Source organism: Rhizobium sp. Root1220, from assembly GCF_001426265.1.
In the GTDB taxonomy this organism is placed as follows: Bacteria; Pseudomonadota; Alphaproteobacteria; order Rhizobiales; family Rhizobiaceae; genus Rhizobium.
Map to the genome: position 1 here is coordinate 52,200 of NZ_LMDG01000004.1, position 26,968 is coordinate 79,167.

A 26,968-nucleotide genomic window follows, 5' to 3' on the forward strand; every position below is an offset into this window, starting at 1 on the left:
TTTTCGTCGTCCGGAACTCACAGTCAGGTGGCGCGACGGCCCCGGTTCGATGAACGCTTTCCGCCATGCTCAGGCGAAGTCAGCCCTCGGATGGCCAAGGCAGGCACGACTGTCTGTGGCGCTTTATCGACGGCCGAGTGCCGTAGAGGATTTGCCAGCGGTGACCGCCGTCGCCAGTGGACGCCTTGTTGGGTAAAACGGACTTGTTGGTCGTCAGTAAAGAGGACCAGTGGCTGAGGCTGTTTCTCGACTCGATCATCGACCATGAAAAATATTCTCTGTTGGTATACGTCGGTCGTTTCCAAGGGCAAACGACAGCTCGTCGCCGATTGGACCCTCCGCTCTGTTTGATAGCCAGCGTATCGAATCATTGAGTAGTAGGCCGTCGATGCCGACGCGTCTTTGCGACGGGAACTTTCGCGTCCTTTTCAGGTTTTGGTCCACCTCGACAGAGACTATAACAATCCTTGGGGTTCGGGCTCGATGAATGAACGAATTGCATTGGTGACAGGCGGTGGCTCAGGAATTGGGCGGGCTTCGGCCCTGACGCTAGCCCGGGAGGGCTATGCCGTCGGCGTACTAGGCCGCAGTCGTACAGAACTGTGCGAAACTGTCCGGGAAATTGAAACACGCGGTGGAGAGGCCTTGGTCCTTGAGGCTGACATCTCTTCGGCCGAACAGATGGATCAGGCGGTGGCGACCCTTGCGGGCCGCTTTGGTCGGCTCGACGTCGTTGTTGCCAATGCGGGAATCAATGGAGTATGGGCCCCGATCGACGATCTGACACTCGAGGAATGGAACCGGACGATCTCCGTCAATCTGACCGGAACTTTTTTGACGATCCGGGCCACGATACCGCACCTCAAGCGGTCCGGCGGAGGTTCAATTGTTGTTGTCTCCTCCATCAACGGCACGAGAACTTTCACAACGCCTGGGGCGACCGCCTACACCGCTACAAAGGCCGCTCAAGTTGCCATGGTCCAACAGTTGGCGCTCGAGTTGGCGCGCCATCACATTCGGATCAATGCTGTGTGCCCAGGCGAGATCGAAACCAACATTGATGCCAACACTAGTCTCAGGGCTGAAAGTGAAACAGCTATCCCGGTGATTTGGCCCGCGGGTCAAGTTCCAATCACTGGTGGTAAACCAGGAACTGGTGAAGACGTCGCTGACGTCATCGCGTTTCTAGCTTCGGAAAAATCAAGACACATCACCGGATCGCCAATATGGGTGGACGGCGGGCAGGGGCTCTTACGATGAATGTAAACGCGAGAATGCATCCGACGAGCAAAACGTACCGGCGATGGGGTCCCCTAGCCATACCAAATGGCAAAACCCGCTTCCAACTTTGGGCTCCGGCTGAATGCACCGTTGCCCTTAAATTGGAGAACGCTGAGTTGCCGATGCAGCGGTCTGAAGATGGATGGCATGTTGCCGAAGTCAATGCAAAGGTGGGTTCGGCTTACCAGTTTGTTCTGGCCGACGAAAAGGCGGTTGGCGATCCGGCGTCGCGTCTGCAACTCGATAATTTGGATGGTCCCTCGGTAATTACATCCCCGGACAGCTACCGCTGGCAATATCCGGACTGGATCGGTCGACCGTGGGAAGAGACCGTGGTTTACGAAATTCACGTCGGGGCATTTACGACGGAAGGCACCTTTCGGTCCGCGATGGCAATGCTTCCGCACCTAGCGGACCTGGGAATTACAGCTGTCGAGATCATGCCGCTGGCCCACTTCCCCGGTACCCGCGGCTGGGGATACGATGGTGTTCTGCAATTTGCTCCTCACAATGAATATGGGACACCTGACGACCTAAAAGCGTACATCGATACTGCACACGGTCACGGGCTTATGGTCTTCTTGGATGTCGTCTACAACCACCTGGGAACAGAAGGAAATTATCTCGGTCAGTACGCACCCGGGTTCTTCCGGGAGGACGCTTCGACACCGTGGGGCGCGGCGATCGCATACGAGAAACCGGAGGTTCGCAGCTATTTCATCGAGAACGTGCTCTACTGGCTCCAGGAGTTCCGTTTGGACGGTTTGAGGTTTGACGCCATCGATCAAATCGAAGACGGAGGTGATGTCCACATCCTCACGCAGATTGCCACCGAGGTCAGAGACCAAATCTCTGATCGGCATGTCCATCTCATTACCGAGAACCCGGCCAACAGCACCGATCTCATGGAGGAGAAACCGGGCGGACGCTACTACAAAGCTGATTGGAACGATGACTTCCATCACTCAGTGCATCTAGCGGTAACCGGAGAAGCCACCGGCTACTACGAGCCATTCAAGGAAGACACTTGGAATAAGATCAGGAGAGTGATGTCGTCCGGCTATCTGCGCTCTGGCAAAGCGATCCTCAGCAATGATCCTCCGCCCACGGAGGCGCTCCCGCCCACCGCCTTCATTCACTTCCTTCAAAACCACGATCAGGTGGGCAACCGAGCGCTGGGGGATCGCTTGCACCTCGGCATTAATCGGCAGCTTTATCGCGCTTTAATCGAGATCCTTTTGCTCTCGCCCCAAATACCAATGCTGTTCATGGGCGACGACCACCTGTCATTGAGGCCCTTCCACTTCTTTTCGGACTATAAAGGCGAAATCGCGAACGCCATACGCCAAAACCGACCGAAGGAGGCGGCAAACTTCGGTGGTATCCCCGACGGCAAATCTATTTCTGACATTCCTGACCCCAACAACATATTGACCTACCTGAGCAGCAAGGTCGACTGGAACCAGGCTGCTTCGGAAGGCGGGATCGCTTGGGCGGAGTTCATCCGTTATCTTCTTCGGCTACGAAAGGACAGGATCGTCCCGTTGCTTTCTGACGCCCAAGGATACGCGGGGCGTGTCATCGAAGCGCCGGATCAATGCCTGTTCGTTGACTGGAACCTTGGCGGACGGACCCTACAACTTAGAGCAAATCTGTCCCAGACCGACGTGAACCTTCCCACTGGTCGCGGCGACATCCTCCACTCTGCGGACACCGTCATGGACGTAACCCTGCGTGCCTGCGTGGTTCAGGTCTTTATCAAGTGATAAGACAACGTGCACGTTAACATGGATGACGAAGAGTATCGCAGACGTGGGCAACGAGCGCGGCATGGAGCATGGGAGAATTGGAGCTCGGGGTGCCACTCCTCGGCGAGGGGTTAGCGCCTCACTGCTTTGCGGTGTAGCCTAAGCAAGCGGTACATGTTCCGTCGGGGATACGTATTGCAGCAGGTTGATGGAGGTGGCAAATCCTGCGCCCAATTTGCCGCCCGCATGGCGCGAGGTAAAAGCGGCAGCTTAAAGATCAGCAGACAGGCGATATCGCCATGGGCAAGTTCGAGAGACTGCTGAAGACCGTTCCGCGCTGAAATCCTCTTGCCAGCACGGTCATCGTTTCTATTCGGAAGCCGTGAAAAGGGGCTCGATGTTTTTGGCCGATGTGGAGCTACGATGGGGAGCAAGTCACCTCACGCCCCCGGGGGAGAAAAGTTGATTTTGGAGATCTCGCGTCGGTGGTTACAATTGACAAGTCTTTTATCGGACACCCTCGTCACCTGGCGCGCAATTGCCTCCTAGGATCGAGAACCCTATTGATGGGAAGGATAGGGTGATGCGGACTCGACCGTTGCTCGATACCTTCCGACTTTTTGGAGAGACATGTTTCGCGGCAGAGTACACGACCGGGGTGAGCCAGGCAAAGCAGCACCCCGCGCACTGGGCGGGGCGAGCCAAATGCGCGCGATTCGCGCGAACCGCTAGTTCGGACCTGGTTCGTCGCTCTCATCGTTGAGCGAGGGCAGAAAGGATTCAACGTCACGCCTTTCTCGATCCGATAAGGTCTCAACGCGTTCTCGCCAAAACTTGGCGGCTTCAGGCGGGTCAACATCCCACTTCCGTGTCGAGCCGAGGTTATCGTCCATTACTGCCACTCGCTGGCCGCCCAGACGTCGATATTCATCCGCAATTTCTTTGGAAGCGTTTTCCATCCGACATCCTCTCCTCAAATAACATGTGACGATAACTCGTGCGGATCGATGCGGTTCCTTTGGGGATATAACGGGGAGGCAGCCGGTGTTTCCCAATTCGCGCAATGCTGCAGTAAGCGCAGGGAATCGACTTGCCCAACACGCCCGACCTATTTTTCAAATTCGATAAAGGCACCTGGTTTGTCTCAACGAAGTGCAGGAAGTCACGCTGGTAGGCCGGCTTGAGCTCGGTATCACCGACACTCACGTACCGGGTGCGTTGAACGCAAGGACCAAACCGAGAAAGGAATTCACAGACGACTCCCTGTCCGGAGAGGAATCTCAACCAGCGCAACAGGATGGCTATTAACCGTCTTTCCGGCGGGAGGATATTATTAGGGCTGCATGCATGCGGCCCACCTAGCGTGCACAATTCAGAACTCGATTTTCACGACGCTGGAGCGACTTCAGTCGATCTCCTACCCCTGTTAGTATCGAGACATGCCACTGATGTCATCGCGGCCGCCGTCCTTTAGCCAAGCAGGTCTGAATCACAAATCCTTAATTGCATCACGCAGAACGTCGGCATAAGCGCGACTTTCAATTGCCCGTCGTTCATAGGAGGCGGCCGCAGCGTCATGGCCTGAATTGCGAGCCTCAGCCGCCATCTTCTCGGTTAATGTTGCTCGTTCCTCCATGATCCGTAGGGCAACCCGAACGGCTTCGTCGGCCGCGCCTTCCTGCCTGCTGGCAAGGGCCTCTGCGGTATATGCATGCCCGACCTGACATCGGAACCGCAAAGGCGGCGTCCGCCTGATCTCGTTGAGAACACCACCGCACGCCGGACACGATAGAGCAACCGGGTCCGAAAAGTGCGAGATAATTTCGGGATCAGACCGCCTGCCAAGTGCAATAGCAACTTCACTTCTGATGTCTTCTGGAATCCCAATGACGGGCCCTGCCTCCTCGCGAGATAGCCTGACCAAAAGCTCCGCCATGCCCGACAGCGGAGATCTATAGTCGACGTCGCTGGTTTGCAGCGCACCCAAAGGCATGTCGGCGGCAACCGCATCAGCAGGGTTTTGAAAGACCGTTATGCCACCGCACCGTTTGACGTCGGCAAGACCGGCAGCTCCGTCGTTGAGCATTCCTGTCAAAACGACCGCTATGGTGCGTGATCCGAAGGAAATCCCCACGGAGCGGAAAAGGGGATCCAAAGCGGGGCGCGCCATGTTCTCCCGAGGACCACGTCCCAGCCTTACGACGGCATGTCCGGGTTTCAGTTCCTCACCGTCCACCGCGGTTTTGATGGTAATCGGCGAATATGCCATCCATCACAAGAAGATGGTGATCGGCGGGGGCGACATAGGTGCATCAAAGATCTCGGCGAGCAGATTATTGCCCTGGGCTCCGGAGATTGAGACCAACAAACACCGCCTCTTTGCGAATGCTCTTTACGATATCGGGAACATCGGCAGCCGGAAAAAGTGTCGGCATCCTCCAAATGCCGGCGCTCCGTCGGGGCCTTTGGAAAAATTCCGCCGCCCTTCGCATCGAACCATAAACGATACGCACTGACCGAAACCTGCCTTGCGAAAGTGGTCGGTACGGCTGGCTGACGCAAGGCCCTCGATGTCGCACCTCTCGCACGCGTCGCTTCTCTCCGCCATGATGAGGAATACGATGCCTTCGAGCATTGAGGAGAAAAATAATGTTTTCAGGCCTTCTGGAGCGGGGGACAGCCGCTCGGTCCCGACGAGGTTTCGATGTTTCACCGCCTCGTCGCCGACGACTGCCGCCAGCGGAATATGGAGAACGGGTCGCACGAGGCGCAGCAGGCTGCTAGTCATCTCCCTCCTCAAGTGGTTTCGAGCCCGAGAGACCGAATCTGCGAAGCTCCGCGAGATACTATACTCGCAATCCTGTACCGCTCGACCTTCGACCACGGACGCATTCCCCCGGCCTGCCGATCGACATCGTTTCGAACGGTTCGCAGATCCAGAATTTAAGGGCGGCGACGGCGGAACGAAATGCTCGTCCAGATCTTTCTCCCGGACCAAACCTCCGAGGAGATCACGACCATGGGAAGCACGTCCGACAAGATCAAAGGCAAGACCAACGAAGTCGTGGGTAAAGCGCGACAGGCCGTCGGCAAGGCGGCAGATAATCATGAAGAGCAGGCGAAGGGAAGCGTCCAGGAAGCCAGGGGCAAGGCCCAAGTGGCGAAGGGCGAAGCAAAGGACGCCGTTAGGAAGGTCGTCGACAAGCATGAGCAGTAGGTGGAGTCCGCGTGCGCGGGCTTTTTCGATTGGGGAACCGATATGAAGATTTTAGCGACATCCCTTGCTTGGATGGCCTTTACACTCGGGGCAGGGACTGCGTTCGCGCAGGCCGCCGCCGATCCGGCGGTCGACGCCTGCAAGTCGACGGGACTTCTTGCCCTTCGGGAACGGTCTCCCGACATTACCGATCTTGTCATGGACATGGAAAGCCTTGCCGTCACCAAGGCCGATACGAAGGTAGGCGACGTCCCCGTGAAGATGGTAGTCATGGGTGAAGCCTACATCGCCCGAAATGACAACACCGGAAAGCCTGACCGCTTCGTGTGCCTTCTCGGCGAGAAGGGCAAAGTGCTTCTCACCTTCTTCACAGCGAAATGACCGAGCCTCCGAAGTTCGACCGCGAGCCGGAGCGTACCCCGTATCAGGGTGGGAGGACGCCCGGCTCCGGCAAGAAGCGAGGGATTTCGATCTGGGCAACTGCCGGACTCGCCCTGTTCCTCATGATGATCGGCCTTCTTGTGTTCAACAGTTGGCGATCGACGCCGGGCAGTTCTCAAACCCGACCAGGCACGAACGCTACGCAAGTCCAACCCCAGTAATGGGGTGCGCCGGGGACAGTTCGTGATAGGCCCCGTCTCTCCAGGCTCCCATCTCTCCGAAACTAGCGAAGCTTACAATCCCATTTCGGGCGCGCCTCTACGCGCGGCCTACGTCCCTGCTCAGCGGTTGCCCGACACTGTCTGGCTCTGCCGCAGGTCGTCGACCGACTGGCCCTGCGACAACCGGTCGTCGGCAGGTCGGTCGCCTTCAGATGCATCTGTTGGTGCCCAGTCGGGATCACGGCGTCGCGAAGCGGAAGGTCTGCATGCCGTTCGGCGTGTCAGAGATCGACGCCGTCCTTCCGGGCGGCGGGTTGCCTACGGCGGGCTGCATGAGTTCGCAGGTGGCGTCCGGCACCGTCGATGGCGCGGCCTCAGCCCTGTTTGCCGCGGGTGTCGCGCGCACGAAATGGAAGGTCGTCTGGTGCCTGACGAAACCCGATCTTTTTATGCCGGCGCTCGCGCAGCCGGCCTTCATCCGGATCGGGTGACCTTCGTTGAAGCGGACAAGGAAGAGAACTTCCTCGCGAGCATGGAGGAGGCTCTCAGCTACGGTCGCCTCCAATGCCCGGAAACGTGCTGGAGAGGAAGGGCGCGAAGCAGGCGTCTTTAGAGGAGTAACCATGAAGCGAAGGTTCCCGCCGGCGCATTGCTTTCCCTGTGAGGCGCGGGCAGTGGCAAAAGCTGGCACGGAAAACTGTTCCAGCACTTAGAGCATCGACGTCCAAACCTAGACGGAAGCGTTCGTGTCAGTCGCACAACACCTGTGTATGATTCCGCCTGACATGCGCTGAGCTACTCTTCTTCGACACTCTGTACCGTTTCGATGGTGCAGATCGTCTTGAAAAGGAGAATGCTATGTCATTCAGAAAAACCGCAGCTACGGGATTGATCGCAGCTACCCTGACAGTCGCGACCATCGTAGCCTCCACCCCCGCGATGGCACACGGCCACGGCGGAGGAGGTCATGGAGGAGGTGGGCACGGCGGCTTTCATGGAAGTTTCGCTGGGCACAATCATGGTTTTGGCTGGAGAGAAGGTCACTCCTTTGCCGGATACCACCATCGCGGATTCCATCCCGGGTTTGGCCGCTTCCGCGACAATGGATGGGATACCTGTTATCCCGGTTGGTGGCTGGGACGCTACGTGGATACCTTCCAGAACGCATGTTACTGATTGAATGTGGCCTGCAAACCCGGAATTGGTCGACATCCGACCCGGTAAACACTAGGCTTGGCAAATCAGCGACGCTCTGACGCGATGACCAGCACCTTTGAGAAGGCCCCTGCCACTCTCGGCAGTTGGGCTTTTTTATTGGTAGGTCCCGGCTGCGGATATGCATAAGATGTTTGGGTTATCCGTTGTAAGCGCACATCGACGGGTAGCGGCCTGGGTCTTGGCAACGGAAGACAGCCCGGTCCTCGCACGCGAGCTGAACGAAGGTGCGTGGCCCCGCGCGAAAGGCCGCATCACGGAACTTTTGGCCCATCAACTTGTTTGAGTGGATGGAGGCCCTCCATGGGAAACCTGTTGAAGGTAGAATTCGGCATCGCCTGGGACATTCCAGTTTTCGTGTGCATCCGCGATGGAAAGTGGGAATGTATTAATGGACCCGGCGCAGCGTTATTGTGCTTGAAACGGCGTTGGCCGCCACTTCGTGGTGATCAATTTTTCTCAGCCCAAACTGCCTGCTTTGACACGCTGTTCAGCAAAGTCGCGCCGTTTGTCTCTCGACATAAATTTGTTCTGGCCACATCGAAGCGGGCGTGTTGGCGCCAGTACACCCGGGAGGCGCCAGTGAATGTCACAGCTAAAATGAGGTGGACAGCCCCAGTCGCAATTCGCATCGGAAAGCGATCGTCTGAATTCGTCCATGGCCCGGATGAGGCGATCTTTTTTCTCGAGCACAGATGGCCGTGTAATAAAGGCGCGCAATTCGAGGTCGCACGGAGGCGTTGTGTCGAGGCGATCAACCAACTTGAACATCCGGAAACTGCGCGGGAAGCTTTTATCGCTGCAGCCGATGAAGCCAAGGTTTTAGCGTGAACACCAAGCCCTATCGAAGGTCTGCCATCAGGCCTTTCGACTGTGATTGAGTACCAGTTTTTGTGCAACGAGGCCGTTGCATGGCTAAACTTCCGAAACTGGAAAGGTCCTGAAGTTTTTACCAAGCGCTAGAAGTCGTTTTAACAGGCAACACTCATGTAACTCAGGTCCGTCATCCGCCGATGGCGGACCTAATTTCACGGGACAAAGAAGCCCGATGCAGGAGGCCTGGCACCGGGCGTTGTTCAAGCTGGCGATTTGAGGTTTTCGCCGGCCGAGCGGAAAATGCAACAACACCTCCCTAGAGCAAACATCCAGCTTAATCGATTGTTCCCAAGCAAAAGCCCGGTGACTTCACCGGGCCTTTCGTGCGGATGGTGCATAGTTTTGCAACGTGCGGCGTTGCTTTCGGGCTCAGAGAAAGGTACCCTATCGCCAGTAGCGACTTTCAGACCGTCCGGCTGATTGCCCCATCATATAACCAAGTCCGAAAGCAAGAGCGCCGATCACGAGCGCGACCGTGGTGGCCGTGTGCGGGTGGTCTGCGGCTCCAGCCACAAGAGCGCTAGATTCCCGCTTTACCGCGTCGGTGGCAGTACTCGCGACTTTTCGAACGCCTTCAGGCTGGTCGGCAGGTGTTCCCGTGAACCCCGTCTTCAACTCTTCCTTAGCCATAACGATCTCCTCTTACTTAAACCAAAGCCCGGCGCGCTTGGGGGCGGACGCCGGGCCTTTGGGGTGGACCGTTAAGGGTCAAAGCGGTCCAGCAGCGTGTACGCTTGCGCTGCATAGTGAAAACTCAGGCTGGGCAAGAAAGTTCCCGAAGGGTCCGGAAGGTATGCGAATGCTTACTTTTGGAAGCGAGGCGCAGGCTCTCAGTTGGGCACTGAACAAGGAAGCGCACTATGGGCCTGGACGACCAGACCAAGCCAGCCGACAGCATCCATGTGAATCACTCTGCTGCGTCGAGGGATGCGGGATCCAAATCCGTCGAGAACGAGCGCGGAAGTACAAAAACATGGGAACCGCGCAGGAAAATCCACGTTAATTTCGCGGTGATCCGCGCGACTGGGCCCCTTTTAGAAGCGCGGTTACCAGGCGGAGTCTCTCCGCCGCCATATTTGTCCGGCGTCCTAAAGGGGCTAAGATGAGTGTCCGCTAGCTACCCGCACTGACGGGCACTCAGCGCGGGCAGGCCGCAATGTATCGCCGGCCATTGCGATCCCGGAATTCGCATTGGCCCGGCCGACCGGCCACGTTACCAATCACAGCACCAGAAGCGCCTCCGATGGCCGCCCCGACGGCCGCGCCGCGGACATCGTTGGTCACAGCGCCGCCTACGATCGCACCGGTAGCAGTGCCGATCATCAGCGTGGCCGTGTGCGGGTGTTCTGCCGCTCCAGCCTAGATTCACGCTTTACCGCGTCGGTTGGCGGTTCTTGCGACATTTCGAACGGAAGGTATGCGAATGTCTACTTCGTGCATATTCGAACAAGAACCTGGGTGCGTCCAAAGCCTGAGTGCTGACCGCGCGTGGAAGACACGGTAACATAGCGGGGCCGAAGATGATCACTACCCTTCTAGTGTGTGCAACGCTGACGGCCGTCGATGGGGACACAGTCAAATGTGATGGCCAGAACCTGAGACTGCTGGGGGAAGGCTTTCCGTTCGTCTCGGGCATCGATACACCGGAGATCGGAAGTCATGCCAAGTGCATGAAGGAACGAAAGCTGGCGCTACTGGCCAAGGGGCGACTGACAGAAATCTTGGCCGAGGGTGGCCTCAAGATCGAGTCCTGTGGAGTGCGTGACAAGACGCAATCACACCGCTCGCTGGTGAACATCTACGACAGGAACGGCGACGAGGTGAGCTCTTGGAAGAACGCTTCGCGAGGGAATGGCGTCCGGGGCACAAGAACGATTGGTGCGACTGAGTCGAGAACGCCTACGTAGCTTTGCAGGAATAAGCGGATTCCGACTTGGCTCCCCGAGGGGACTTATTAGTTTTCTATTATATACAACTTTCGGGTGGGGAATTCCAACCGATTGCCGAATGGCGAATGCTCTTCTTTTGTAACAAGCTCGCCCGAAAATGGGGTGGGCCATGGCGTACGAATATTGTCTCTGCTCGGAAGGCGAACTCTGGTCCATCATCGATCAAGCCACGCACGAACCCGCGCGGCTCGACGGAATCCCACTTGCGGAAATGAGAGTGGACGAAGCCAAGCACATGCTTGCAATCCTCAAAGGCATTGATCGTGTGAAGGCCGCGTCAAGGAAGTCGGCGGCGATGGGAAAGAAGATGCGGACGGAAGGTGCAAACGCCACGCCTCCCTTAGTAGTCAACGATATTCTCCAGACACTGCGGAGGCCGATGGGGGATTGCTCACGCTGCGGTTTGTGCACCGGCATGTGCAGCCAAAAGCGAGAAGAGCTTTAGGCACCGCTTGTGCCGATTTATGTCCCGATCCAGGACCAACAATGATCTAGCCGAAGACCTTCCCGCCGTGAAGAACTGGAACTGGGAGTGCCATCATGAAGAAGTTCGTCGTTGTCGTCGCCGTGGTTCTGGCAGCGTCCCCCGCCTTCGCAATCTCGCGACTAAGCCCACTAAAGATGACTTGTGCGCAGGCGAGGGCCGCGGTTCACAGTCAGGGAGCCGTCATTTTCCGGTGGACGTCGCCACGGGGTTTGCCGCTATACGATCGCTTTGTTCGCGACAGCCGCTTTTGCGATGCCAACGAGTATGCCGAATGGAAACGGATTCCTACGCGCGATAACCCTTCATGTCGGGTCTTGTTCTGCGAAAATCTCAATCGGCTTGACGGTGACTTCATCATTCCAGACAACTCGCTTTGATTGGCGAGGGCCTAGTGGCTTCTTGCTCCATCTCTATCCGTCTCGACATCGACCACAATGCCGCGCCGCAGCGCTTCCTCCTTGGCTTCTTGCAACGCCTGCTCGATGAGGAAGACCAGCATGTCAGCCTGCGGTCCCTCGCGCTCCGCCATCTCGCGGGCCACATCCAGCGCGAAAATCAGTTGGGGGATTTTAGGTTCAGGCACGGAGAACGAAGCCTTGATCCGCCATGCAGGCCCTGAACCTATTGTTAGCTGCCGCGGTCCCCGCGATCCAATACTGCCCCACCATCACGTGCGATCTATCTGCCCCGCTGCGGCAGCGTTCCTTGGCGTTTTCGAAACGGCTTGTATTGTTGGGGGCTTTCACTGCATCCCATCCGTTTGAAGTCGTCGTGCTGTTGCAGCCGACAAGCGCCAAGCCCACTGCGATTACGACTATGGAACGCATTCTATCCCCTCCGAACTCAATCAGAATGAGGCAAGTTCCGACAACGGGCAAGAGCACCGGGCATTGATCGCTGGCGACTAGCTGGCAGGGTGATCCCGAGTGGAACAATGGTACGGGAAGGACGTTATCTCAACGCACTGTTTCCCGGTGCACTCCTATCTAGCAACCACCTCGCCCCGCCATCAGCCAGTGGGGCTTTTTCATTTGTGGGGAACCAGCGACCAGCACTGAAGTTTGGGACGTGGGTCGCATCGTCAGGAACTCCCGCAAGTGTTCCCACAGTTACTTGTGATCGATGCGACCCACCTTTCCCGTCTCATTACCCTTCGACGACAGCAACGGAACATCCTCGGTTGCTGGAAGTTCACCTGAGGTAAAGAAACAAAAAGGAGGAATACCCATGCTTACCAAGATTCTAGCAATTTCGTTGTTGTCTCTCGGACTTGCCTCCACGTCCGCCATGGCTCAAGCATCAGGCGGTTCCGGGGGCAATAATTCCACCGGCACAGGCACTTCTGGGGACAACGGTTCAGGGCCGAACAGCGGTGGCGGCATAAGCGGCAATCCTGATCAAACCGGTCAATCAGGAGGTGATGCCAACGATTGTGCCCGTCGCAATGCGGGGGGAACTGATAATCCATCCAAGAATACTAAGACGAGTTCAACAGACGCAGCCAATGCTTGCAAATAGGCCTTGTTAGTCCGGCCCAGCGGCTCCGTACCGGTTCCTGCCCCGCCGCCAACGCGGGGCTTTCTTTTTAGATTTGTATTGCGAGACATTTTTGTGCGGGATTTCAATTCATGCGGTAGTCGCCCAACGAAAGACCAGGCTGCGCTTTAATTCGCCAACGGCTGATCCCTCCTTTTGTCTTCTTCTGGAGGTTGCGGCTCCGCATCTCAACGTATTCCTCCTTGACCATCAGCATCTCAGCGGCCTGAGGTCGGCCACAAACGCCGCCCATGCCTGTTCCGCGTCTCTGATCCCCAACCCGTGTTGATGTTCGAGCGAAGGTCTGGTTCTCCACTCGCTCACTGAGGCGAGCCCATGATGCCATTGGGTCGAACTGGTTACCGTGTTCATATCCATATCCCCTGCCGCCCCGTGCCCTTTCACTGCATATGCTATACTTGACCGGGAAAACCCAATCGACTACTGCCGACGCCGCCGCGCTCGTTTCGATTGAGGCGGCGATAGGAGGGTCCGGCCTTACGAGGAGGCCGGGCTCTCGCTACCAGCAGCCCTGCGACGTGCCTAAATTGTTGTGTGCTGCCACCTAATTGGCGAATGGCCGATCAGTTTTCAGCATCGCTCCGACGTTTCCAGGCTCGGTGTTGGGCGTGAGAACCCGCCGCACGCATTCTGCCTGGTCGTCGTCTGACAGCCCCATAGAAACGCACAGATCGGAAGCATCAGAAGTGGAGACTTGGTCTTAATTTCGTTCCTCTTGCGAAGGACGTTGACCGAATTGGAAAGGGCTTGCGTAGCTGCTGTTGCCGTCCCTCAGAGCGCCCGACGAGGATTGCGGAGTGGACAACCAGAGCCATTCCGGCCCCGATCTTGGCCGCGTCGCAGATACCGAGCCCGAACATCACGCGGTCGTCTGGATGTCCAGAGCGTCGAGCCGCTCCTGCTTCCGACGATTTGCCCACCAGCGATAGGCAAGACCGCCAATTGTCAGCACCGCAGGCCTGCCACCAGCTTCTCAACCAACTCGCTGCCGCAGCTGTATGGAGCCAACTGGTCGCGGACCTGTTCAAGCGTCACCGCGATACCACCGGAGCCCACCCCGCCACCGGTGGAGGCATCTGCAGCACCCATCGTCGGCGCGGAGTTGGCATCGGCCACATGCTACACTTCCGGCCCTACTGAGCTCGACGCCATGCCTAACCCACCACGCGAACGCCGGTAACGCGAGCCGTCCAGCCTTTACCGAAAGTCTTGAATGTCTTCAGTGCCTTCAGGAAGGCCATGCGGCGTTCACAGATCCGGGGCAATCAATGCGTCGTTGTCATCGACGCCAGCGGCTGCCAGAAGCGTGCCTTGACCGATTATGCCGTCAATTGCGCCCTGACAAAATCCTATCGCCAGAAAAGCGCGCTGTAGCCATTTCACCGACTGGGCAACGTCGCGAATTCATCGCACCGTCGAAGACGACATATGAGACACCCGGAGCGAGCTTGTCGTACTTGGCCAGATCCCAGTAGCGCTTGCGGTAAATTCTGTCGTGCTGATGTTTTTGACCGGTAGCGGATCGAGGCCGATCGAGCGGCGGTACTCGTCATAGACGCGCTGCGTTACGCTGCGCATGGTCGATCCACCGGGGTCCTGCGGATGATTCGAGTATCCGCCCCCATGGAGGAGAACCTTGGAAAGCGAGCGCGTCAATTCGGCTGCTGGGCGAGGACCTGCATTGGTAGCGTCACGATCATTGCGCATCCGCACCAGCACAAAGCTGCCATGCAGACGCTCGCCCTCCAGAGTGAACTTGAAGTCGCCTTTGGCGAGAGCCTGTTCCGGACTTTTATTGCCCTCCGGCTCCCAGTAGCCACGGTCCCAAAGCATGACCGTGCCGCCGCCATACTGGCCCTTCGGGATCGTGCCTTCGAAATCGCCGTAGTCGAGCGGATGATCCTCGACCTCGACGGCAAGACGCTTGTCGTGTGGATCGAGCGACGGCCCTTTGGTCACCGCCCAGGATTTGAACACGCCATCAAGCTCAAGCCGAAGATCATAATGCAATCGGGTCGCGTCATGTTTCTGGATCACAAAGCGCCGACGGTTCGAGGCTTTCAGCGTTGCCTGGCCGCTCGGCTCCTGCGTCTTCTGAAAATCGCGCTTCTGCTTGTAAGTTGAGAGCTTGTCGTTGGCCATGGCAGTCCCCGGTACAAATCCGCCTCCAACGTCGAATGACGAGAGAGTTGAGGCGCGGCCGGACAGGTAGGACGCTCGACTGCCATTTCGTTGGCCGCAAGGAGAAACCGGAAAAATCCTCGCGTTCATCATCCCTATCACGTCCGGTTGACACGGCACGCGACCTCGGAACTGAGAAGCATCCAGCCCGCATTTTGTTCCAATTCAGCGTGTTAAGACGCCGCGACGGAAACACGCCGCGCGTCAACTGACCTGCTCGACCTTCAGGATGCTGAAAAGACGCAAAGGTCGATAACCCGCGCCAACCGCTTTAGTTATGTTTCTCTCATCCGATTTCTATCCACAGATCGCCCCCAACACGCGGCCTGAGGTGGGATCGGTCTCTAAGGTTACCCTGTTGTCTCGGTAATCATGGGTGACGGGTTGGCCGGGGGCGATCTGGCGTACGATGGTCACTCCAGTTCTTCGCTTGGCTTCCTCGTCGGTCGGCTTTGGTTGCCCATTAAGTGCCCGTGCAGCTACGGGATCGCACCGACCACTGGGGACTGCAGAGCCTGCGGAGCAAGCCACCAAAGCCGGGAGCGTGCCGAGGAAAACCAGAATAGGCGTAACACGCAGAGCAGATTTCATTGGCTTTTGCCTCTTTCGATCAACGACAGATTGTGTCTTTGCATTGCCGCCAGCTAACTTCAATATGAAGTCGTTCTGTCATCGAAAGCGTTTTGATGTACCCGACGTATTCGAGATCGGCTACACCGTTTCGGCGGCTCTTTAGACTTGTCGCGAGCCGCCGGCATACCCGCATCCGTGGGGCCCGGGTGCAACGACATTGACCCGAAAGCCTCCTTGTTATTCAGCCTGCGTTGCTTTGTACTGCCGAGCGACGCTCATAACTCGCGCGCCATAGAGACGTGCTGTTTCGAGATCGCCCGAGGACATTTCATCCGGGGCGGCGTCAGCGTCCGACTGCGCCATCGGGCCAATATATGACCCCATGCGGTTCGCGTCATCGCGCTTAGACGCTTTCACGTTCGATGGTTTGATGCCGAGGCTCACCCATAGGCCACCATGCTGCCCGGAAAGAAGGACAAAGTATTGCAGCGTGTTTAGCTTGTCGCCATTGAGGCTGGCGCTGTTGGTGAAGCCGCCAAAGACTTTGTCCTGCCACTTCGCGGAAAACCACGGCTTGGAAGATGCATCAGCGAATTTCTTAAATTGCCAGCTCGGTCCGCCCATGTAAGTCGGCGAGCCGAAGATGATCGCGTCGGCGGCATCCAACGCGGCCCATCCGTCGTCAGAAAGGTTGCCCTCGACGTCAATCGCAAGGAGCTTTGCGCCAGCACCTTCCGCGACGGATTCAGCCATGCGGTGCGTATGGCCGTAGCCGGAATGGTAGACGATAACAGTGCTTGGGACGGAACTCGATGTGGTCATGATTGGCTCCTTATGCCATGGTTATGCGCCTCGCTGATGGAACTCAGCGCGGTTCGGATTAGTCGTTGCTGTGATTGAGGCCGGCGGTTTCCGCGCAGCTAAGATGAGAACTGGACGAGAGCTGCGATGATTAGTAGCAGCAGGAACACCGATGGCGGCGGGATATGGCGGAAATCGCGGGCCCTGATGATAGCGATAACGGCCGCGACCATGATGCAGGCTCCAAGCGCCACGCCGAATGCGAAGGTTGGCCGCAAGACCAACAGAACTGTCGTCAGGAATTCCAAGATTGCGGTGATCCAACACCACCACGATGGAAATCCGTAACGAACGAACTCTTCCCGAACAGCCTTGCTGCCGGACGCGTTGATGACCGCACCGAGAAGGAATGCGGCGGCGGCCAGGAGCGTCGCCGCATTGCCGACTGACAGCGATATGAAGTTGAACATTGGACGATCCTAACGGTGACACCCGCGAGCGATGCGGCGTCAATAGCGTCATAAATAACTATAGCACTGCTAGAATGTCAATCGTTGCTTAAGATTATTTGTGCCGCTATAATGCTTTGAAACGAATGAAGGTGAAGTTGTGGGCATAAGTGAACGCAAAGAGCGGGAGAAGGCCGAGCGAGAGCAGCGGATCATCGGCGCGGCAAAGATGCTTGCCGAAAAAGACGGATGGGCTTCGGTGACTGTTCGTCGACTTGCTCAGGAGATTGAATACAGTCAGCCCGTCCTGTACGCCCATTTCGAAAACCGCGACGCGATTGTCGGGGCGGTCGCTCTGGAAGGATTTGGGGAGTTAGGGCCGGTGCTGCGGTCATCGGTTCGCCGCGGCGCGAGTGCGGCGCAAGCAATGGAAGACGTTGCTATGGCCTACCTGGAATTCGCCATTGAGCGGCCGGCTTTGTACGAAGCCATGTTCGTCCTTCCGAGCGGTCTGCGGTTTGCAAAGTCCGATACACCTCAGTCCTTGCGCGATACATTCGGAGCCATGATGGCTGTCGTTGAGCCATTTTGCGCAAACGCTGAACTCGCTACCGAGGCTTTCTGGGCTACCCTTCATGGTCTAGCGGAGCTTGAGCGCCATGGACGGATCAGGACGGCGTTTCGCAAAGAGCGAGTTGCACATATCGTTGATATGTTCGCGTCTAAGAGTTGACATAGGAATACGCGAGACGTTTCGACACAGGCATCCCGACTTAAGGTCATTTGCGAGGTTTGCTGGGCTTCCTCGCACTTTTTCCAAATGATCATATGGCGCATTCGCAAACTCAATTGTAAGTTGCATGAGATCGAGGCTACCTGTTGGCGCGCGGTCTCAACGGCCCCCGGACAGTGGCTTTCCAAACACATCTCTGCTTATCCGAGTTCCTCGGCAAGGCCGATGAGAAGACCTTCGGGTCCGCGGATGTAGCAGAGCTTGTAGGCGTTCTCATATCGGACGACATCGCCGACAAGCTGGGCGCCGTGCGTGCGCAATCTCTCAACGGTCTCTTCGACGTTATCGACTGTGAACATGGCTCGCAGATAACCGAGGGCGTTCACCGGAGCGTTCCGATGATCCGCGACGACCTCCGGTCTGAGGAAGCGTGAGAGCTCCAGCCGGCTGTGGCCGTCCGGTGTGCGCATCATGGCGATCTCGACGTGCTGGTCGCCCAGACCAGTGACGCGACCGGCCCATTCGCCCTCGATCGTCGCGCGACCTTCGAGTTCGAGGCCCAGCTCCTGAAAAAAGTCTATCGCCGCTCCAAGATCTTCAACGACGATCCCGATGTTGTCCAATCGCTTTACCGCCATGTCGGCCTCCTCCGGTTTTCGCACCGATTTTCTTCCAGGACGTAGATGAACCATCGGTCCTGACATCACTATCAAAATCTTTAGGGAATCTATTCGGATGGGTTTCCCCCTTACGAGACTTCGTGCTGTTATTGGTGACGTTTGCCGAATATGATCGGCGCTACGCCAGGTGGCTTGACCGTCAGGCGTCCAAAAATACTTTGATTGACGGGGCGTAGATGTCTATTTCCGATGATCAGCAATGCGAGGACCAGGCGAAGGGCCCGCGACAACTAGAGGCTGACATAGAAGCTGCGCAGGCGGGACATATTGCTGCAGCTTTTCTTGCAGCGATCGTCGAATCCTCCGACGATGCGATCGTCAGCAAGAGCCTCAGCGGCGTTATCACGACCTGGAATAAAGGCGCCGAGCGTCTTTTCGGCTATGCGGCGAATGAGGCCATCGGAAAGCCAATCACGATCGTCATTCCACCGGATCGCCTCGACGAGGAACCAGCCATTCTCGCCCGCATCCAGGCCGGCGAGCGCGTCGATCACTTCGAGACGATACGACGACGCAAAGACGGTAGCCTGATCGATATTTCTCTCACCATCTCGCCTATTCGGGACGGCAACGGAGAGATCATCGGCGCATCGAAGATCGCCCGCGATATCTCAGAGCGCAAGCGAGCTGCCGAGCATCAGGAACTTTTGCTTCGGGAAATGCATCACCGGGTAAAAAACCTATTCGCCATTACGGGCAGCATCATCACTCTTGCGGCTAGGACGGCAAAAACGACTACCGATCTCGCCTCGGGGTTGAAGGGCAGGTTGATGGCCCTGTCCCGGGCGCATGAGATGACATTGCCGAGCTTGAACGCTGAGGCCGCGACCGGCACTCCACAGACGACCCTGTTCCGGCTTTTGTCCAATATTCTCGCACCCTATGAGCGGGAGGGTGCCACTCGTTGGAAGCTGACCGGAGATGACATCGATGTCAGCGGCAACAAGATCACAAATTTCGCGCTGCTGTTCCATGAATTCGCAACCAACGCCGCGAAATATGGTGCGCTGTCCGTCGAAGAGGGGAAGCTGGATATCGCAGTGACGGCGAAAGGCGAGATCCTGGAGATAGTCTGGCTCGAGAGCAACGGTCCTCAACACTCCACGTCGGAGACACGTTCGATCGGTTTTGGAAGCCGGCTTGAGCAGATAATCGGAAAGAGTCTCGGGGTCGATATCTCGCGCGAGTGGATGCCGAATGGGCTCTCGATTCGACTGTCCGTCCCCCGCGGCGCTATCAGCGATTCATCCGGAAGATAGGCGATGGCGGCATCGGCGCCCTCGCGCAGAAAAGCGATTGCTGCGGCACGGCCGATGCCTGAATCGACGCCGATGACGAGTGCCTTCCGCCTGTGAGCTTTCCCGCCCCGCGATAACTCTGAGCGCAACCGGCTTGCGATCCTCGGCTTCGATAAGGTCGATCACCTCCCTGGCATCCGCCTCTTGGTTGTACCCGACCTATTTGAGATCGGGTACCCCGTTTCGGCTGCTCCCTAGACTTGCCGCAAGCCGCCGTCAACGCATAGCTCAGCGCCGGCAATGTAGCTCGCGTCATCGCTCAGCAAGAACAAGGCGGCCGCAGCCACTTCTGATGGCCGTGCCATACGACCCATCGGAATCGGAGCGACAATTGCCGCGCGAGTGTCTTCCGCGACAGCAGCCATCATGTCCGTATCCGTGGGGCCGGGTGCAACGACGTTGACCCGAATACCTTTTGGTGCGAGTTCTGCCGTCCAGGTTCTGGCGTAGGAACGGACAGCTGCTTTGGTTGCGCAGTAGGTTCCGTAACCCGAGTAGCCCGCGTTCCCCGCTATGGAGCCGACGAGGACGACCGAGCCGCCTTCTGTCATGGCGGGGAGAGCGGCCTGGAAGCCAAACACCATTCCTCGAACGTTGACGTCGAAGTGGCGGTCGAAGTGCTCCGGCGTTATCTCGGCGATCTGCGAAGGCTCGGAAAGACCTGCATTCAAAACAAGGGCGTCGATACGACCGTAGGCTTTGCGCACTTTTTCGACAACGACGATCATGTCTTCCGGAGAGCTTGCGTCAGCGAGAATGCCGACCGTGCCATTGCCGATGCGTTTGGCCGCCTTGTCAGCATCTTTAGCTCTACGACTGGTGATGAAGACAGTTGCGCCTTCGGCAGAGAGCCGCTCGGCAATAGCCAGCCCGATACCCTTCGCGCCGCCAACAACCAGAGCCACTTTGTTGTTCATTCGAGCCATCGTAAATCCTTTCACTGAATGGTCTCTCAATGATATACGGTGGATATCTGATATCAATTACGCACTTGGATTAGCCTAGATATGGACGAGTATACTGACCTCGAAGAGCTCTCTCATCGCGCACTCTGCAACATGCCGCAGGTTCGCCCGGTACTGGACAAGATTGCTGATAAATGGACGATCATGATACTGACTGTGATCTGTCCGAAACCTGCGCGCTTCAACGAACTCAAGCGTCGTCTCGACGGAATCACGCACAAGGCTCTGGCCGATGCCCTGAAGAGACTTGAGCGGAACGGTCTTGTCACGAGGACGGTGCTCCCAACGCAGCCGATCGGCGTGGAATATGCAATCACTCCGCTAGGCCATTCCCTGCGTGAGCCGTTTGAAGCACTGTGTGCGTGGGCAGCAGCCAATGCCGACAAGGTCGAGGCGGCCACGCAACACTACGACAACACCGGAAATCGTCGTTGACGGCGTCGCTGTGTCCGCTCCTAGCTCTTCAGAGACTGAGGTCTTGGCCCTCTTCGGCCCAATCAGCCATTCAGGAAGAGATTGGTAGCGGACCGTTCTTGGGCGTCGCCGATGGAGCCTAAATCGATAAAGCGCCGATCGCCAGTCACACAAAATTTGAGGGAGAGCTGAGTTCGAAGCAACTGTATCTGCATCATTGGGACGATGCGCTTGTCGTGTCGCAACCCCGCGTTTCGGTCCGCAAGGAAACCGGGGGTATTGTGATTAAATGAGTCGATGGAGTTACTTGGCTGAAATCCGCCTAGACCTCTGATTCGTCTCATCATTTGCGTGACATCGCTTTAGCGGAACCTAAATTAACGCCCTGAGACCGGCTTGACTCTTTCAACGGAGCGGAACAAAAGAGGAACGTCAACAATTTTCGGGGACGTGAAGTCCATGCAACGCGACCCGGGGAGGTCCGTGAACGATGTCGCGCACCACCAGCCCTCGGGTCATCGAGGAACTCAGAGACCGTATCGCCCACCTTGAGGGGAGTGCGGCGAAAAAGGCCATCGTACTGCCCTTTGGCGTTCGCGAGATGGACGAGCGTCTACCAGGTGGTGGCCTGCCCTATGGAGCTCTTCATGAGATCGCCGGCGGCGGAGCCGGCACGGTGGATGGAGCAGCGGCAGCACTGTTCGCCGCCGGAATTGCCGCGCGCTCGAAGGGCAAGGTCCTTTGGTGCCTGACGAGACCCGATCTCTTCTTTCCCGCTATCGCCCAAGCAGGCCTGCATCCCGACCGCGTGATTTTTTGTGAAGGCGACAAGGAGGAGGACGTCCTTGCCTCCATGGAAGAGGGGCTTTCCTTCGGGGGGCTGGCTGCTGTCGTGGGTGAACTTGTGCGTCTGCCGATGGTGGCATCCCGGCGGCTGCAGTTGGCTGCCGAGAAAACCGGAACCATGGGGCTCGTTGTCCGCAGATGGCGGCGACAGACGGAGGCGTCGGACTTCGGCAATCCGACAGCCTCGACGACAAGATGGAGGGTGAGCGTGCTGCCGTCGGAGGAGTTGCCAGTCGCGGGCGTTGGCCGCCCACGATGGCTGGCAGAGTTGATGCGCGTGAAAGCAGGCGAGTGTGCTGAGTTCGAATTAGGAGCCTGTGATGCCAAGGGTCGTTTGTGTCTACTTCCCCTATCTGCCAACAGACCGGATACGTCGGCATGGAGAGGGAACCGTGCCAGCTAACCAGCCGCTTGTCGTCATTTCGAAATCGGGCTCGAAACGCTGGGTCTCGGCTGCCGACACCGCCGCGCGCATACTCGGCCTCAAGGTCGGGATGCCTGCAAGCAAAGCGCAGGCTGTGGTCTCTAACCTTACGATGATCGATGCAGATCCTGCCGCCGACGCGGCTGCCCTTGAACGCCTGGCGCTGTGGGCGCTCCGGCAATACAGCCCTGTCGTTGCCGTCGACGGCACGGACGGTATCGTCATGGACACCGAAGGCGCCGATCATCTTCAGGGCGGCGAAGCCCTGCTGATTTCCGGGCTGGTCAACGGCTTGAGAGGTCGAGGCCTGACCGCTCGTGCTGCGGTCGCCGATACGTGGGGAGCAGCGCACGCGATCACCCGCCTGACGTCGGCGGAAACGACCGTTGTTCCGCTAGGCGGCGTGGCGAAAGCAGTCACTCGCCTGCCGATCCACTGTCTCCGGCTCGCCCCGGACACGATCCACGGTTTGCGGGTGATGGGCGTCGAGACGGTCGGTGAACTCTCCGCGATGCCTCGCGCGCCGTTGACGCTGCGATACGGCCCGGAGGTCGGTAGGCGGCTAGATCAGCTGTTCGGGCGGATGGCAGAACCCATCGAGCCTCTGCGGACACCAGAGCTGGTCGAGGTGGCCAAGAACTTTCAGGAGCCGATCGGCGCCGCGGAGACAATCGCCAAATATGTACGCCGACTGGTTGGCGAACTGACATCCAAACTGGAGACACGCGGTCTCGGCGTCAGACGTTCCGATCTTGTCATCCACCGCGTCGACAACACGCGGCAGTGTGTTCGAGCGGGGCTTGCAAAACCGGTCAGGGATCCCGCTCGGCTGTCAAAGCTGCTTTGCGACCGCATCGAAAAGATCGACCCGGGCTTCGGGATCGAACGGCTCGTCCTTGTTGCCTTGATCGTGGAGCCATTGGAGGAGCGACAGGTCGCGTCGTCACTCATCGAGGAGCTGGTTGTCGATGTCACGCCGCTCGTCGACATTCTCGGCAACCGCGGCCAACGTCTCTACCGGGTCACGCCGGTCGCCTCCGACGTTCCGGAACGGTCGGTGATGCGCATCGGTCCGACGGCCGACGAAACCGGAGCGACATGGGCCGCCAAATGGCCAAGGCCATCGCGGCTGCTGGCGAACCCGGAGCGGATCGACGTGACCGCTTTGCTCCCCGACCAGCCACCTGCCGTTTTCACCTGGCGCGGCAAGCGTCGGAGGGTAAAGCGAGCAGACGGGCCGGAGCGCATCTTTGGGGAATGGTGGGTTCGCCCGAGAGAGCACGCTGCCGTACGGGACTACTTCGTCGTGGAGGATGAGGCGGGTGAACGCTACTGGGTCTACCGTGCCGGCGATGGCGTGGATACCGACACGGGCTCGCACCTCTGGTTTCTACATGGGGTGTTCGGATGAGGTATGCCGAACTTCAGGTCACCACACATTTCTCGTTCCTGCGGGGCGCCAGTTCTTCGGAGGAACTGTTCGCCACTGCGGCAGCGCTTGGGATTGACGCCGTGGGTGTTGTCGATCGCAACTCGCTGGCCGGCATCGTGCGCGCCTGGGAGGCGGCGAAGACCACGGGCGTGAGACTGGTTGTCGGTTGTCGTCTCGATCTTTCTGACGGCATGTCGATCCTGGTTTACCCGACCGACCGGCCGGCCTACTCGAGACTGACGCGGCTGCTTTCGCTCGGAAAGAGCCGGGGCGGCAAGGGCAAGTGCATTCTCGATGTCTCCGATGTGGAAGCCTACAACGGCGGACTGATTGCCATCCTTATCCCTGATGAGGCCGACGAGACCACTGCCGGCCAGATCAGGAAGCTCGCTGCGATCTTTGGAGACAGGGCCTACGTTTCACTCTGCCTGCGCCGTCGCCCCAACGATCGCCTGCGGCTCCATAACCTGTCGAACATGGCCGCACGCCACAAGGTCAAGACGGTCATCACCAATGACGTCCTGTTTCACGATCCCGGTCGCCGGCAGCTGCAGGACATTGTCACCTGCATCCGCAACCGGACCACCATCGATAGCGTCGGCTTCGATCGCGAGCGGCATGCCGATCGGTTCTTAAAAGCACCGGAGGAGATGCATCGGCTGTTTTCGGAATATCCTGAAGCGCTGGCGCGAACGCGGGAAATCGTTGAACGCTGTCGTTTCGACATGAGCGAGCTCCAATATCAGTACCCGGAAGAGGCGCTTGTGCCGGGCCTCGACGCGCAGCAGTCGCTGACCAAGTTTGCCTGGGAAGGGGCTGCCACCCGATACCCCGAGGGAATTCCCGATAAGGTCCGCAAGGCGATCCTGCACGAACTCGAGCTCATCCGGGTGATGAAATACGCACCCTACTTTCTCACCGTCTACAGCATCGTCCGGTTTGCCCGGTCGCAATCAATCCTCTGCCAGGGGCGAGGATCGGCGGCCAATTCGGCTGTCTGCTACTGCCTCGGTATCACCAGCATCAACCCGGAGACGGGTGACCTGCTATTCGAGCGGTTCGTCTCGATGGAACGCGACGAGCCGCCGGATATCGACGTTGACTTCGAGCACGCCCGCCGCGAGGAGGTCATCCAGTGGATATACGAGACCTATGGCCGCTCACGCTCGGCGCTCTGCTCCACCGTCACACGCTACCGCGCCAAAGGCGCGCTGCGTGATGTCGGCAAGGCGCTGGGGCTGCCTGAAGATCTGATCACGCAGCTGTCTTCCGGCGTCTGGGGCTGGTCGGAAGGCGTCGGCGAAAAGCAGCTCAAAGAGAATAACATGAACACCGCCGACTACCGCCTCAAGCTGGCACTGGACCTTAGCGCCCAGCTGATGGGCGCCCCCCGCCATCTTGGTCAGCATCCGGGCGGCTTCGTTCTGACGCAGGACAGGCTGGACGATCTGGTGCCGATCGAGCCGGCGACCATGAAAGACCGCCAGGTGGTGGAATGGGACAAGGACGATATCGAGGCGCTGAAATTCATGAAGGTCGACGTGCTGGCGCTCGGGATGCTGACCTGCATGGCAAAGTCGTTCGAGCTGCTGCGCGACCACAAGGACATTCCCATGGGCCTGTCCGATGTCGAACAGGAGGACCCGGCCACCTACGCGATGATCCGCAAGGCCGATACGCTCGGCACGTTCCAGATCGAAAGCCGCGCCCAGATGGCAATGCTGCCGCGCCTGAAGCCACGGACATTTTATGATCTCGTCGTGCAGGTGGCCATCGTTCGGCCGGGACCCATCCAGGGCGACATGGTGCACCCGTATCTGCGGCGGCGCGAGGGCAAGGAGAAAGTCGAGTACCCGACGCCCGAGCTCGAAGCGGTTCTGGGAAAAACACTCGGCGTCCCGCTGTTTCAGGAAAGTGCGATGAAAGTCGCGATGACCTGCGCCGGATTTACCGCGGGAGAAGCCGATCAGTTGCGACGTGCGATGGCGACGTTCAAGTTCACGGGCGGGGTGTCGAAGTTCAAGGACAAGCTCGTCGAAGGCATGGTCAAGAACGGCTACACACGCGAATTTGCCGAGAAGACATTTACGCAGCTCGAAGGCTTCGGAAGCTACGGCTTCCCAGAAAGCCACGCCGCGAGCTTTGCGCTGATCGCCTATGCCTCCAGCTGGATGAAATGCCACCATCCCGACGTCTTCTGCGCGTCCCTACTCAACAGCCAACCGATGGGTTTCTACAGCGTTGCCCAGATTGTCCAGGATGCCAGAAACCACGGTGTCGAAGTCCGGCCGGTCTGCGTCAACGGCTCCCGCTGGGACTGCACCATGGAACGGATCGGCAATTCCGACCGCTTCGCTGTTCGTCTCGGCATGCGCGTCGTCAAGGGACTGTCGACCAACGATGCCGCACGGATCATCCTGGCTCGGGCAGAGCAGCCGTTTGTCTCGGCCGATGACATGTGGCGGCGTTCCGGCGTATCGCCGTCGTCGCTGGTCAAGCTGGCCGAAGCTGACGCCTTCCTTCCGTCGCTGCAACTGGAACGGCGGCAGGCACTCTGGGATATCAGGGCGCTAAGAGATGAACCTCTGGAGCTTTGGGCGGCCGCCGCTGAGCGCGAAGCCAAGGTGATCGCCGAGATGCAGGAGCCTGAAGTGGCGCTGAAATCGATGACGGAGGGCAGGGAGGTCGTCGAGGATTACTCGCACACGGGTCTCACCTTGCGAGCGCATCCGGTATCGTTTCTCCGAAAAGACCTCGACCGCAAAGGCATCGTCACCTGCGCCGAGGCGATGGCGCAACGCGACGGGAAGTGGCTTTGGACTGCCGGCCTTGTGCTCGTGCGACAGCGGCCGGGATCGGCAAAAGGCGTCATGTTCCTGACGCTGGAAGATGAGTCGGGCATCGTCAACGCCGTGGTCTGGCCATCGCTGTTCGAACGCCAGCGGCGGGTCTTAATGACCGCGAGCATGATGGCCATCAATGGCCGCATTCAGCGGGAAGGCGAGGTCGTTCACCTCGTTGCCCAGCGCCTGTTCGATTTCTCCGCCGACCTGTCGAGCGTTGGTAATCGGGACGGCGACTTCCCGCTTCCGCACGGTCGCGGCGACCAGGTCAAGCATGGAGGGGGCCCTGATCCACGGGACAATCCCAAACCCGTCGTGCAGGCGCGCGAGATCTATATTCCCGACCTTCATATCGATAATCTGAAGATCAAATCCAGAAACTTCCACTGAGGAGGCC

General features: G+C 58.2%; 24 protein-coding genes and 6 pseudogenes. 16 read left to right on the forward strand and 14 right to left on the reverse strand.

Annotation, left to right across the window (positions count from 1 at the left end; translation table 11 throughout):
• Positions 1-483 precede the first annotated feature (483 nt).
• Positions 484-1,260, forward strand: coding sequence for an SDR family NAD(P)-dependent oxidoreductase (locus ASC90_RS05125; RefSeq protein ID WP_056536604.1), 777 nt, complete (start codon positions 484-486; stop codon positions 1,258-1,260).
• 14 nt (positions 1,261-1,274) lie between these two features.
• Positions 1,275-3,047, forward strand: a complete 1,773-nt coding sequence (treZ, locus tag ASC90_RS05130; RefSeq protein WP_244480312.1) for a malto-oligosyltrehalose trehalohydrolase — start codon at positions 1,275-1,277, stop codon at positions 3,045-3,047.
• 710 nt (positions 3,048-3,757) lie between these two features.
• On the opposite strand, the gene ASC90_RS05135 is transcribed toward treZ, so the two are convergent.
• Together ASC90_RS05135 and ASC90_RS05140 are read right to left on the reverse strand one after the other, a co-directional pair.
• Positions 3,758-3,988: a hypothetical protein gene (locus ASC90_RS05135; RefSeq protein ID WP_056536307.1), complete on the reverse strand. Its 231-nt coding sequence runs from the start codon at positions 3,986-3,988 to the stop codon at positions 3,758-3,760.
• A 530-nt stretch (positions 3,989-4,518) separates the two neighbouring features.
• Positions 4,519-5,397, reverse strand: a pseudogene (locus tag ASC90_RS05140) (chemotaxis protein CheB).
• 651 nt (positions 5,398-6,048) lie between these two features.
• Here ASC90_RS05140 and ASC90_RS05150 point away from each other — a divergent pair.
• The 5 genes and pseudogenes from ASC90_RS05150 (at position 6,049) to ASC90_RS27715 (ending at position 8,894) form a co-directional block, all read left to right on the forward strand.
• Positions 6,049-6,246: a CsbD family protein gene (locus ASC90_RS05150; RefSeq protein WP_056536610.1), complete on the forward strand. Its 198-nt coding sequence runs from the start codon at positions 6,049-6,051 to the stop codon at positions 6,244-6,246.
• A gap of 42 nt (positions 6,247-6,288) precedes the next feature.
• Positions 6,289-6,627, forward strand: a complete 339-nt coding sequence (locus ASC90_RS05155; RefSeq protein WP_056536613.1) for a hypothetical protein — start codon at positions 6,289-6,291, stop codon at positions 6,625-6,627.
• A gap of 433 nt (positions 6,628-7,060) precedes the next feature.
• Positions 7,061-7,410: pseudogene (locus ASC90_RS29630) on the forward strand (damage-inducible mutagenesis protein); the annotation flags it as partial.
• A gap of 296 nt (positions 7,411-7,706) precedes the next feature.
• Entirely contained in the window at positions 7,707-8,024 is a 318-nt protein-coding gene (locus tag ASC90_RS05170; RefSeq protein WP_082519812.1) for a hypothetical protein, read from the forward strand.
• Between the two features lie 342 nt (positions 8,025-8,366).
• Entirely contained in the window at positions 8,367-8,894 is a 528-nt protein-coding gene (locus tag ASC90_RS27715) for a DUF982 domain-containing protein (RefSeq protein WP_082519813.1), read from the forward strand.
• Between the two features lie 429 nt (positions 8,895-9,323).
• Here the strand turns inward: ASC90_RS27715 and ASC90_RS05180 are convergent, their stop codons facing one another.
• Together ASC90_RS05180 and ASC90_RS05185 are read right to left on the reverse strand one after the other, a co-directional pair.
• Positions 9,324-9,569, reverse strand: coding sequence for a hypothetical protein (locus ASC90_RS05180; protein WP_056536323.1), 246 nt, complete (start codon positions 9,567-9,569; stop codon positions 9,324-9,326).
• Positions 9,570-10,076: 507 nt separating this feature from the next.
• Positions 10,077-10,259 (reverse strand): annotated as a pseudogene (locus tag ASC90_RS05185) (glycine zipper domain-containing protein); the annotation flags it as partial.
• Positions 10,260-10,459: 200 nt separating this feature from the next.
• Between ASC90_RS05185 and ASC90_RS05190 the strand changes: the two are divergent.
• Both ASC90_RS05190 and ASC90_RS05200 read left to right on the forward strand, forming a co-directional pair.
• Positions 10,460-10,827: pseudogene (locus ASC90_RS05190) on the forward strand (thermonuclease family protein).
• A 601-nt stretch (positions 10,828-11,428) separates the two neighbouring features.
• Positions 11,429-11,752 (forward strand): hypothetical protein, encoded by a 324-nt coding sequence (locus ASC90_RS05200; protein ID WP_056536326.1) that lies wholly within the window; start codon positions 11,429-11,431, stop codon positions 11,750-11,752.
• 11 nt (positions 11,753-11,763) lie between these two features.
• Here the strand turns inward: ASC90_RS05200 and ASC90_RS05205 are convergent, their stop codons facing one another.
• Entirely contained in the window at positions 11,764-11,958 is a 195-nt protein-coding gene (locus tag ASC90_RS05205) for a hypothetical protein (RefSeq protein ID WP_056536329.1), read from the reverse strand.
• Positions 11,959-14,171: 2,213 nt separating this feature from the next.
• On the opposite strand from ASC90_RS05205, the gene ASC90_RS30225 reads away from it, so the two are divergent.
• On the forward strand, positions 14,172-14,306 hold the full coding sequence (locus ASC90_RS30225) for a hypothetical protein (protein WP_280138307.1): 135 nt from the start codon (positions 14,172-14,174) through the stop codon (positions 14,304-14,306).
• Here the strand turns inward: ASC90_RS30225 and ASC90_RS30230 are convergent.
• From ASC90_RS30230 to ASC90_RS05225, 6 genes and pseudogenes are all read right to left on the reverse strand, one after another.
• On the reverse strand, positions 14,260-14,397 hold the full coding sequence (locus tag ASC90_RS30230; RefSeq protein WP_280138308.1) for a hypothetical protein: 138 nt from the start codon (positions 14,395-14,397) through the stop codon (positions 14,260-14,262). The genes ASC90_RS30225 and ASC90_RS30230 overlap by 47 nt on opposite strands.
• Entirely contained in the window at positions 14,337-14,639 is a 303-nt protein-coding gene (locus tag ASC90_RS30235) for a glycosyl hydrolase 108 family protein (RefSeq protein ID WP_280138309.1), read from the reverse strand. The genes ASC90_RS30230 and ASC90_RS30235 overlap by 61 nt, the downstream gene beginning before the upstream one ends.
• Positions 14,622-15,074 (reverse strand): annotated as a pseudogene (locus ASC90_RS29055) (DNA polymerase ligase N-terminal domain-containing protein); the annotation flags it as partial. The pseudogene ASC90_RS29055 and the gene ASC90_RS30235, both read right to left, overlap by 18 nt.
• A 336-nt stretch (positions 15,075-15,410) precedes the next feature.
• Positions 15,411-15,704, reverse strand: a complete 294-nt coding sequence (locus ASC90_RS27735; protein WP_082519816.1) for an I78 family peptidase inhibitor — start codon at positions 15,702-15,704, stop codon at positions 15,411-15,413.
• A gap of 219 nt (positions 15,705-15,923) precedes the next feature.
• On the reverse strand, positions 15,924-16,508 hold the full coding sequence (locus ASC90_RS05220; protein ID WP_056536338.1) for a flavodoxin family protein: 585 nt from the start codon (positions 16,506-16,508) through the stop codon (positions 15,924-15,926).
• Positions 16,509-16,606: 98 nt separating this feature from the next.
• Positions 16,607-16,957 (reverse strand): DoxX family protein, encoded by a 351-nt coding sequence (locus ASC90_RS05225; RefSeq protein WP_056536341.1) that lies wholly within the window; start codon positions 16,955-16,957, stop codon positions 16,607-16,609.
• 139 nt (positions 16,958-17,096) lie between these two features.
• Between ASC90_RS05225 and ASC90_RS05230 the strand changes: the two genes are divergently transcribed.
• Positions 17,097-17,669, forward strand: a complete 573-nt coding sequence (locus tag ASC90_RS05230; protein ID WP_056536345.1) for a TetR/AcrR family transcriptional regulator — start codon at positions 17,097-17,099, stop codon at positions 17,667-17,669.
• 200 nt (positions 17,670-17,869) lie between these two features.
• Here ASC90_RS05230 and ASC90_RS05235 read toward each other — a convergent pair whose 3' ends face one another.
• Positions 17,870-18,307, reverse strand: coding sequence for a VOC family protein (locus ASC90_RS05235; protein ID WP_056536348.1), 438 nt, complete (start codon positions 18,305-18,307; stop codon positions 17,870-17,872).
• A 218-nt stretch (positions 18,308-18,525) separates the two neighbouring features.
• Here ASC90_RS05235 and ASC90_RS05240 point away from each other — a divergent pair, with 218 nt between their 5' ends.
• The gene (locus ASC90_RS05240) at positions 18,526-19,608 is read left to right on the forward strand and encodes a PAS domain S-box protein (RefSeq protein WP_056536351.1); all 1,083 of its coding nucleotides are present in this window, start codon (positions 18,526-18,528) and stop codon (positions 19,606-19,608) included.
• Here ASC90_RS05240 and ASC90_RS30360 read toward each other — a convergent pair.
• Together ASC90_RS30360 and ASC90_RS05245 are read right to left on the reverse strand one after the other, a co-directional pair.
• A pseudogene (locus tag ASC90_RS30360) lies at positions 19,593-19,697 on the reverse strand (NAD(P)-dependent dehydrogenase); the annotation flags it as partial. The gene ASC90_RS05240 and the pseudogene ASC90_RS30360 sit on opposite strands and share 16 nt — an antisense overlap.
• A gap of 144 nt (positions 19,698-19,841) precedes the next feature.
• Positions 19,842-20,573, reverse strand: a complete 732-nt coding sequence (locus ASC90_RS05245; RefSeq protein ID WP_056536354.1) for an SDR family oxidoreductase — start codon at positions 20,571-20,573, stop codon at positions 19,842-19,844.
• A gap of 81 nt (positions 20,574-20,654) precedes the next feature.
• Here ASC90_RS05245 and ASC90_RS05250 point away from each other — a divergent pair, with 81 nt between their 5' ends.
• The 4 genes from ASC90_RS05250 to ASC90_RS05270 all read left to right on the forward strand — a co-directional run bounded on the left by ASC90_RS05250 (position 20,655) and on the right by ASC90_RS05270 (position 26,961).
• Entirely contained in the window at positions 20,655-21,047 is a 393-nt protein-coding gene (locus tag ASC90_RS05250; RefSeq protein WP_056536357.1) for a helix-turn-helix domain-containing protein, read from the forward strand.
• Positions 21,048-21,516: 469 nt separating this feature from the next.
• On the forward strand, positions 21,517-22,275 hold the full coding sequence (locus tag ASC90_RS05260; protein WP_056536362.1) for an ImuA family protein: 759 nt from the start codon (positions 21,517-21,519) through the stop codon (positions 22,273-22,275).
• Positions 22,193-23,707: a DNA polymerase Y family protein gene (locus tag ASC90_RS05265; RefSeq protein ID WP_200950844.1), complete on the forward strand. Its 1,515-nt coding sequence runs from the start codon at positions 22,193-22,195 to the stop codon at positions 23,705-23,707. The genes ASC90_RS05260 and ASC90_RS05265 overlap by 83 nt, the downstream gene beginning before the upstream one ends.
• The gene (locus tag ASC90_RS05270) at positions 23,704-26,961 is read left to right on the forward strand and encodes an error-prone DNA polymerase (protein ID WP_056536368.1); all 3,258 of its coding nucleotides are present in this window, start codon (positions 23,704-23,706) and stop codon (positions 26,959-26,961) included. Before ASC90_RS05265 ends, ASC90_RS05270 begins: the two co-directional genes overlap by 4 nt.
• Positions 26,962-26,968 lie beyond the last annotated feature (7 nt).

Excerpts from the sequence above, each read along its gene's own strand:
- ASC90_RS05155 (WP_056536613.1), top strand. The coding sequence starts at position 6,289 with ATGAAGATTTTAGCGACATCCCTTGCTTGGATGGCCTTTACACTCGGG.
- ASC90_RS05260 (WP_056536362.1), top strand. The coding sequence starts at position 21,517 with ATGTCGCGCACCACCAGCCCTCGGGTCATCGAGGAACTCAGAGACCGT.
- ASC90_RS27735 (WP_082519816.1), bottom strand. The coding sequence starts at position 15,704 with ATGAAATCTGCTCTGCGTGTTACGCCTATTCTGGTTTTCCTCGGCACG.
- ASC90_RS05235 (WP_056536348.1), bottom strand. The coding sequence starts at position 18,307 with ATGGCGGTAAAGCGATTGGACAACATCGGGATCGTCGTTGAAGATCTT.
- ASC90_RS05270 (WP_056536368.1), top strand. The coding sequence starts at position 23,704 with ATGAGGTATGCCGAACTTCAGGTCACCACACATTTCTCGTTCCTGCGG.
- treZ (WP_244480312.1), top strand. The coding sequence starts at position 1,275 with ATGCATCCGACGAGCAAAACGTACCGGCGATGGGGTCCCCTAGCCATA.
- ASC90_RS05135 (WP_056536307.1), bottom strand. The coding sequence starts at position 3,988 with ATGGAAAACGCTTCCAAAGAAATTGCGGATGAATATCGACGTCTGGGC.
- ASC90_RS30225 (WP_280138307.1), top strand. The coding sequence starts at position 14,172 with ATGCGGCGTTCACAGATCCGGGGCAATCAATGCGTCGTTGTCATCGAC.
- ASC90_RS05200 (WP_056536326.1), top strand. The coding sequence starts at position 11,429 with ATGAAGAAGTTCGTCGTTGTCGTCGCCGTGGTTCTGGCAGCGTCCCCC.
- ASC90_RS27715 (WP_082519813.1), top strand. The coding sequence starts at position 8,367 with ATGGGAAACCTGTTGAAGGTAGAATTCGGCATCGCCTGGGACATTCCA.
- ASC90_RS05225 (WP_056536341.1), bottom strand. The coding sequence starts at position 16,957 with ATGTTCAACTTCATATCGCTGTCAGTCGGCAATGCGGCGACGCTCCTG.
- ASC90_RS05240 (WP_056536351.1), top strand. The coding sequence starts at position 18,526 with ATGTCTATTTCCGATGATCAGCAATGCGAGGACCAGGCGAAGGGCCCG.
- ASC90_RS05180 (WP_056536323.1), bottom strand. The coding sequence starts at position 9,569 with ATGGCTAAGGAAGAGTTGAAGACGGGGTTCACGGGAACACCTGCCGAC.
- ASC90_RS05220 (WP_056536338.1), bottom strand. The coding sequence starts at position 16,508 with ATGACCACATCGAGTTCCGTCCCAAGCACTGTTATCGTCTACCATTCC.
- ASC90_RS05245 (WP_056536354.1), bottom strand. The coding sequence starts at position 20,573 with ATGGCTCGAATGAACAACAAAGTGGCTCTGGTTGTTGGCGGCGCGAAG.
- ASC90_RS05125 (WP_056536604.1), top strand. The coding sequence starts at position 484 with ATGAATGAACGAATTGCATTGGTGACAGGCGGTGGCTCAGGAATTGGG.
- ASC90_RS05265 (WP_200950844.1), top strand. The coding sequence starts at position 22,193 with ATGCCAAGGGTCGTTTGTGTCTACTTCCCCTATCTGCCAACAGACCGG.
- ASC90_RS30235 (WP_280138309.1), bottom strand. The coding sequence starts at position 14,639 with ATGCGCAATGATCGTGACGCTACCAATGCAGGTCCTCGCCCAGCAGCC.
- ASC90_RS05150 (WP_056536610.1), top strand. The coding sequence starts at position 6,049 with ATGGGAAGCACGTCCGACAAGATCAAAGGCAAGACCAACGAAGTCGTG.
- ASC90_RS05170 (WP_082519812.1), top strand. The coding sequence starts at position 7,707 with ATGTCATTCAGAAAAACCGCAGCTACGGGATTGATCGCAGCTACCCTG.
- ASC90_RS05250 (WP_056536357.1), top strand. The coding sequence starts at position 20,655 with ATGGACGAGTATACTGACCTCGAAGAGCTCTCTCATCGCGCACTCTGC.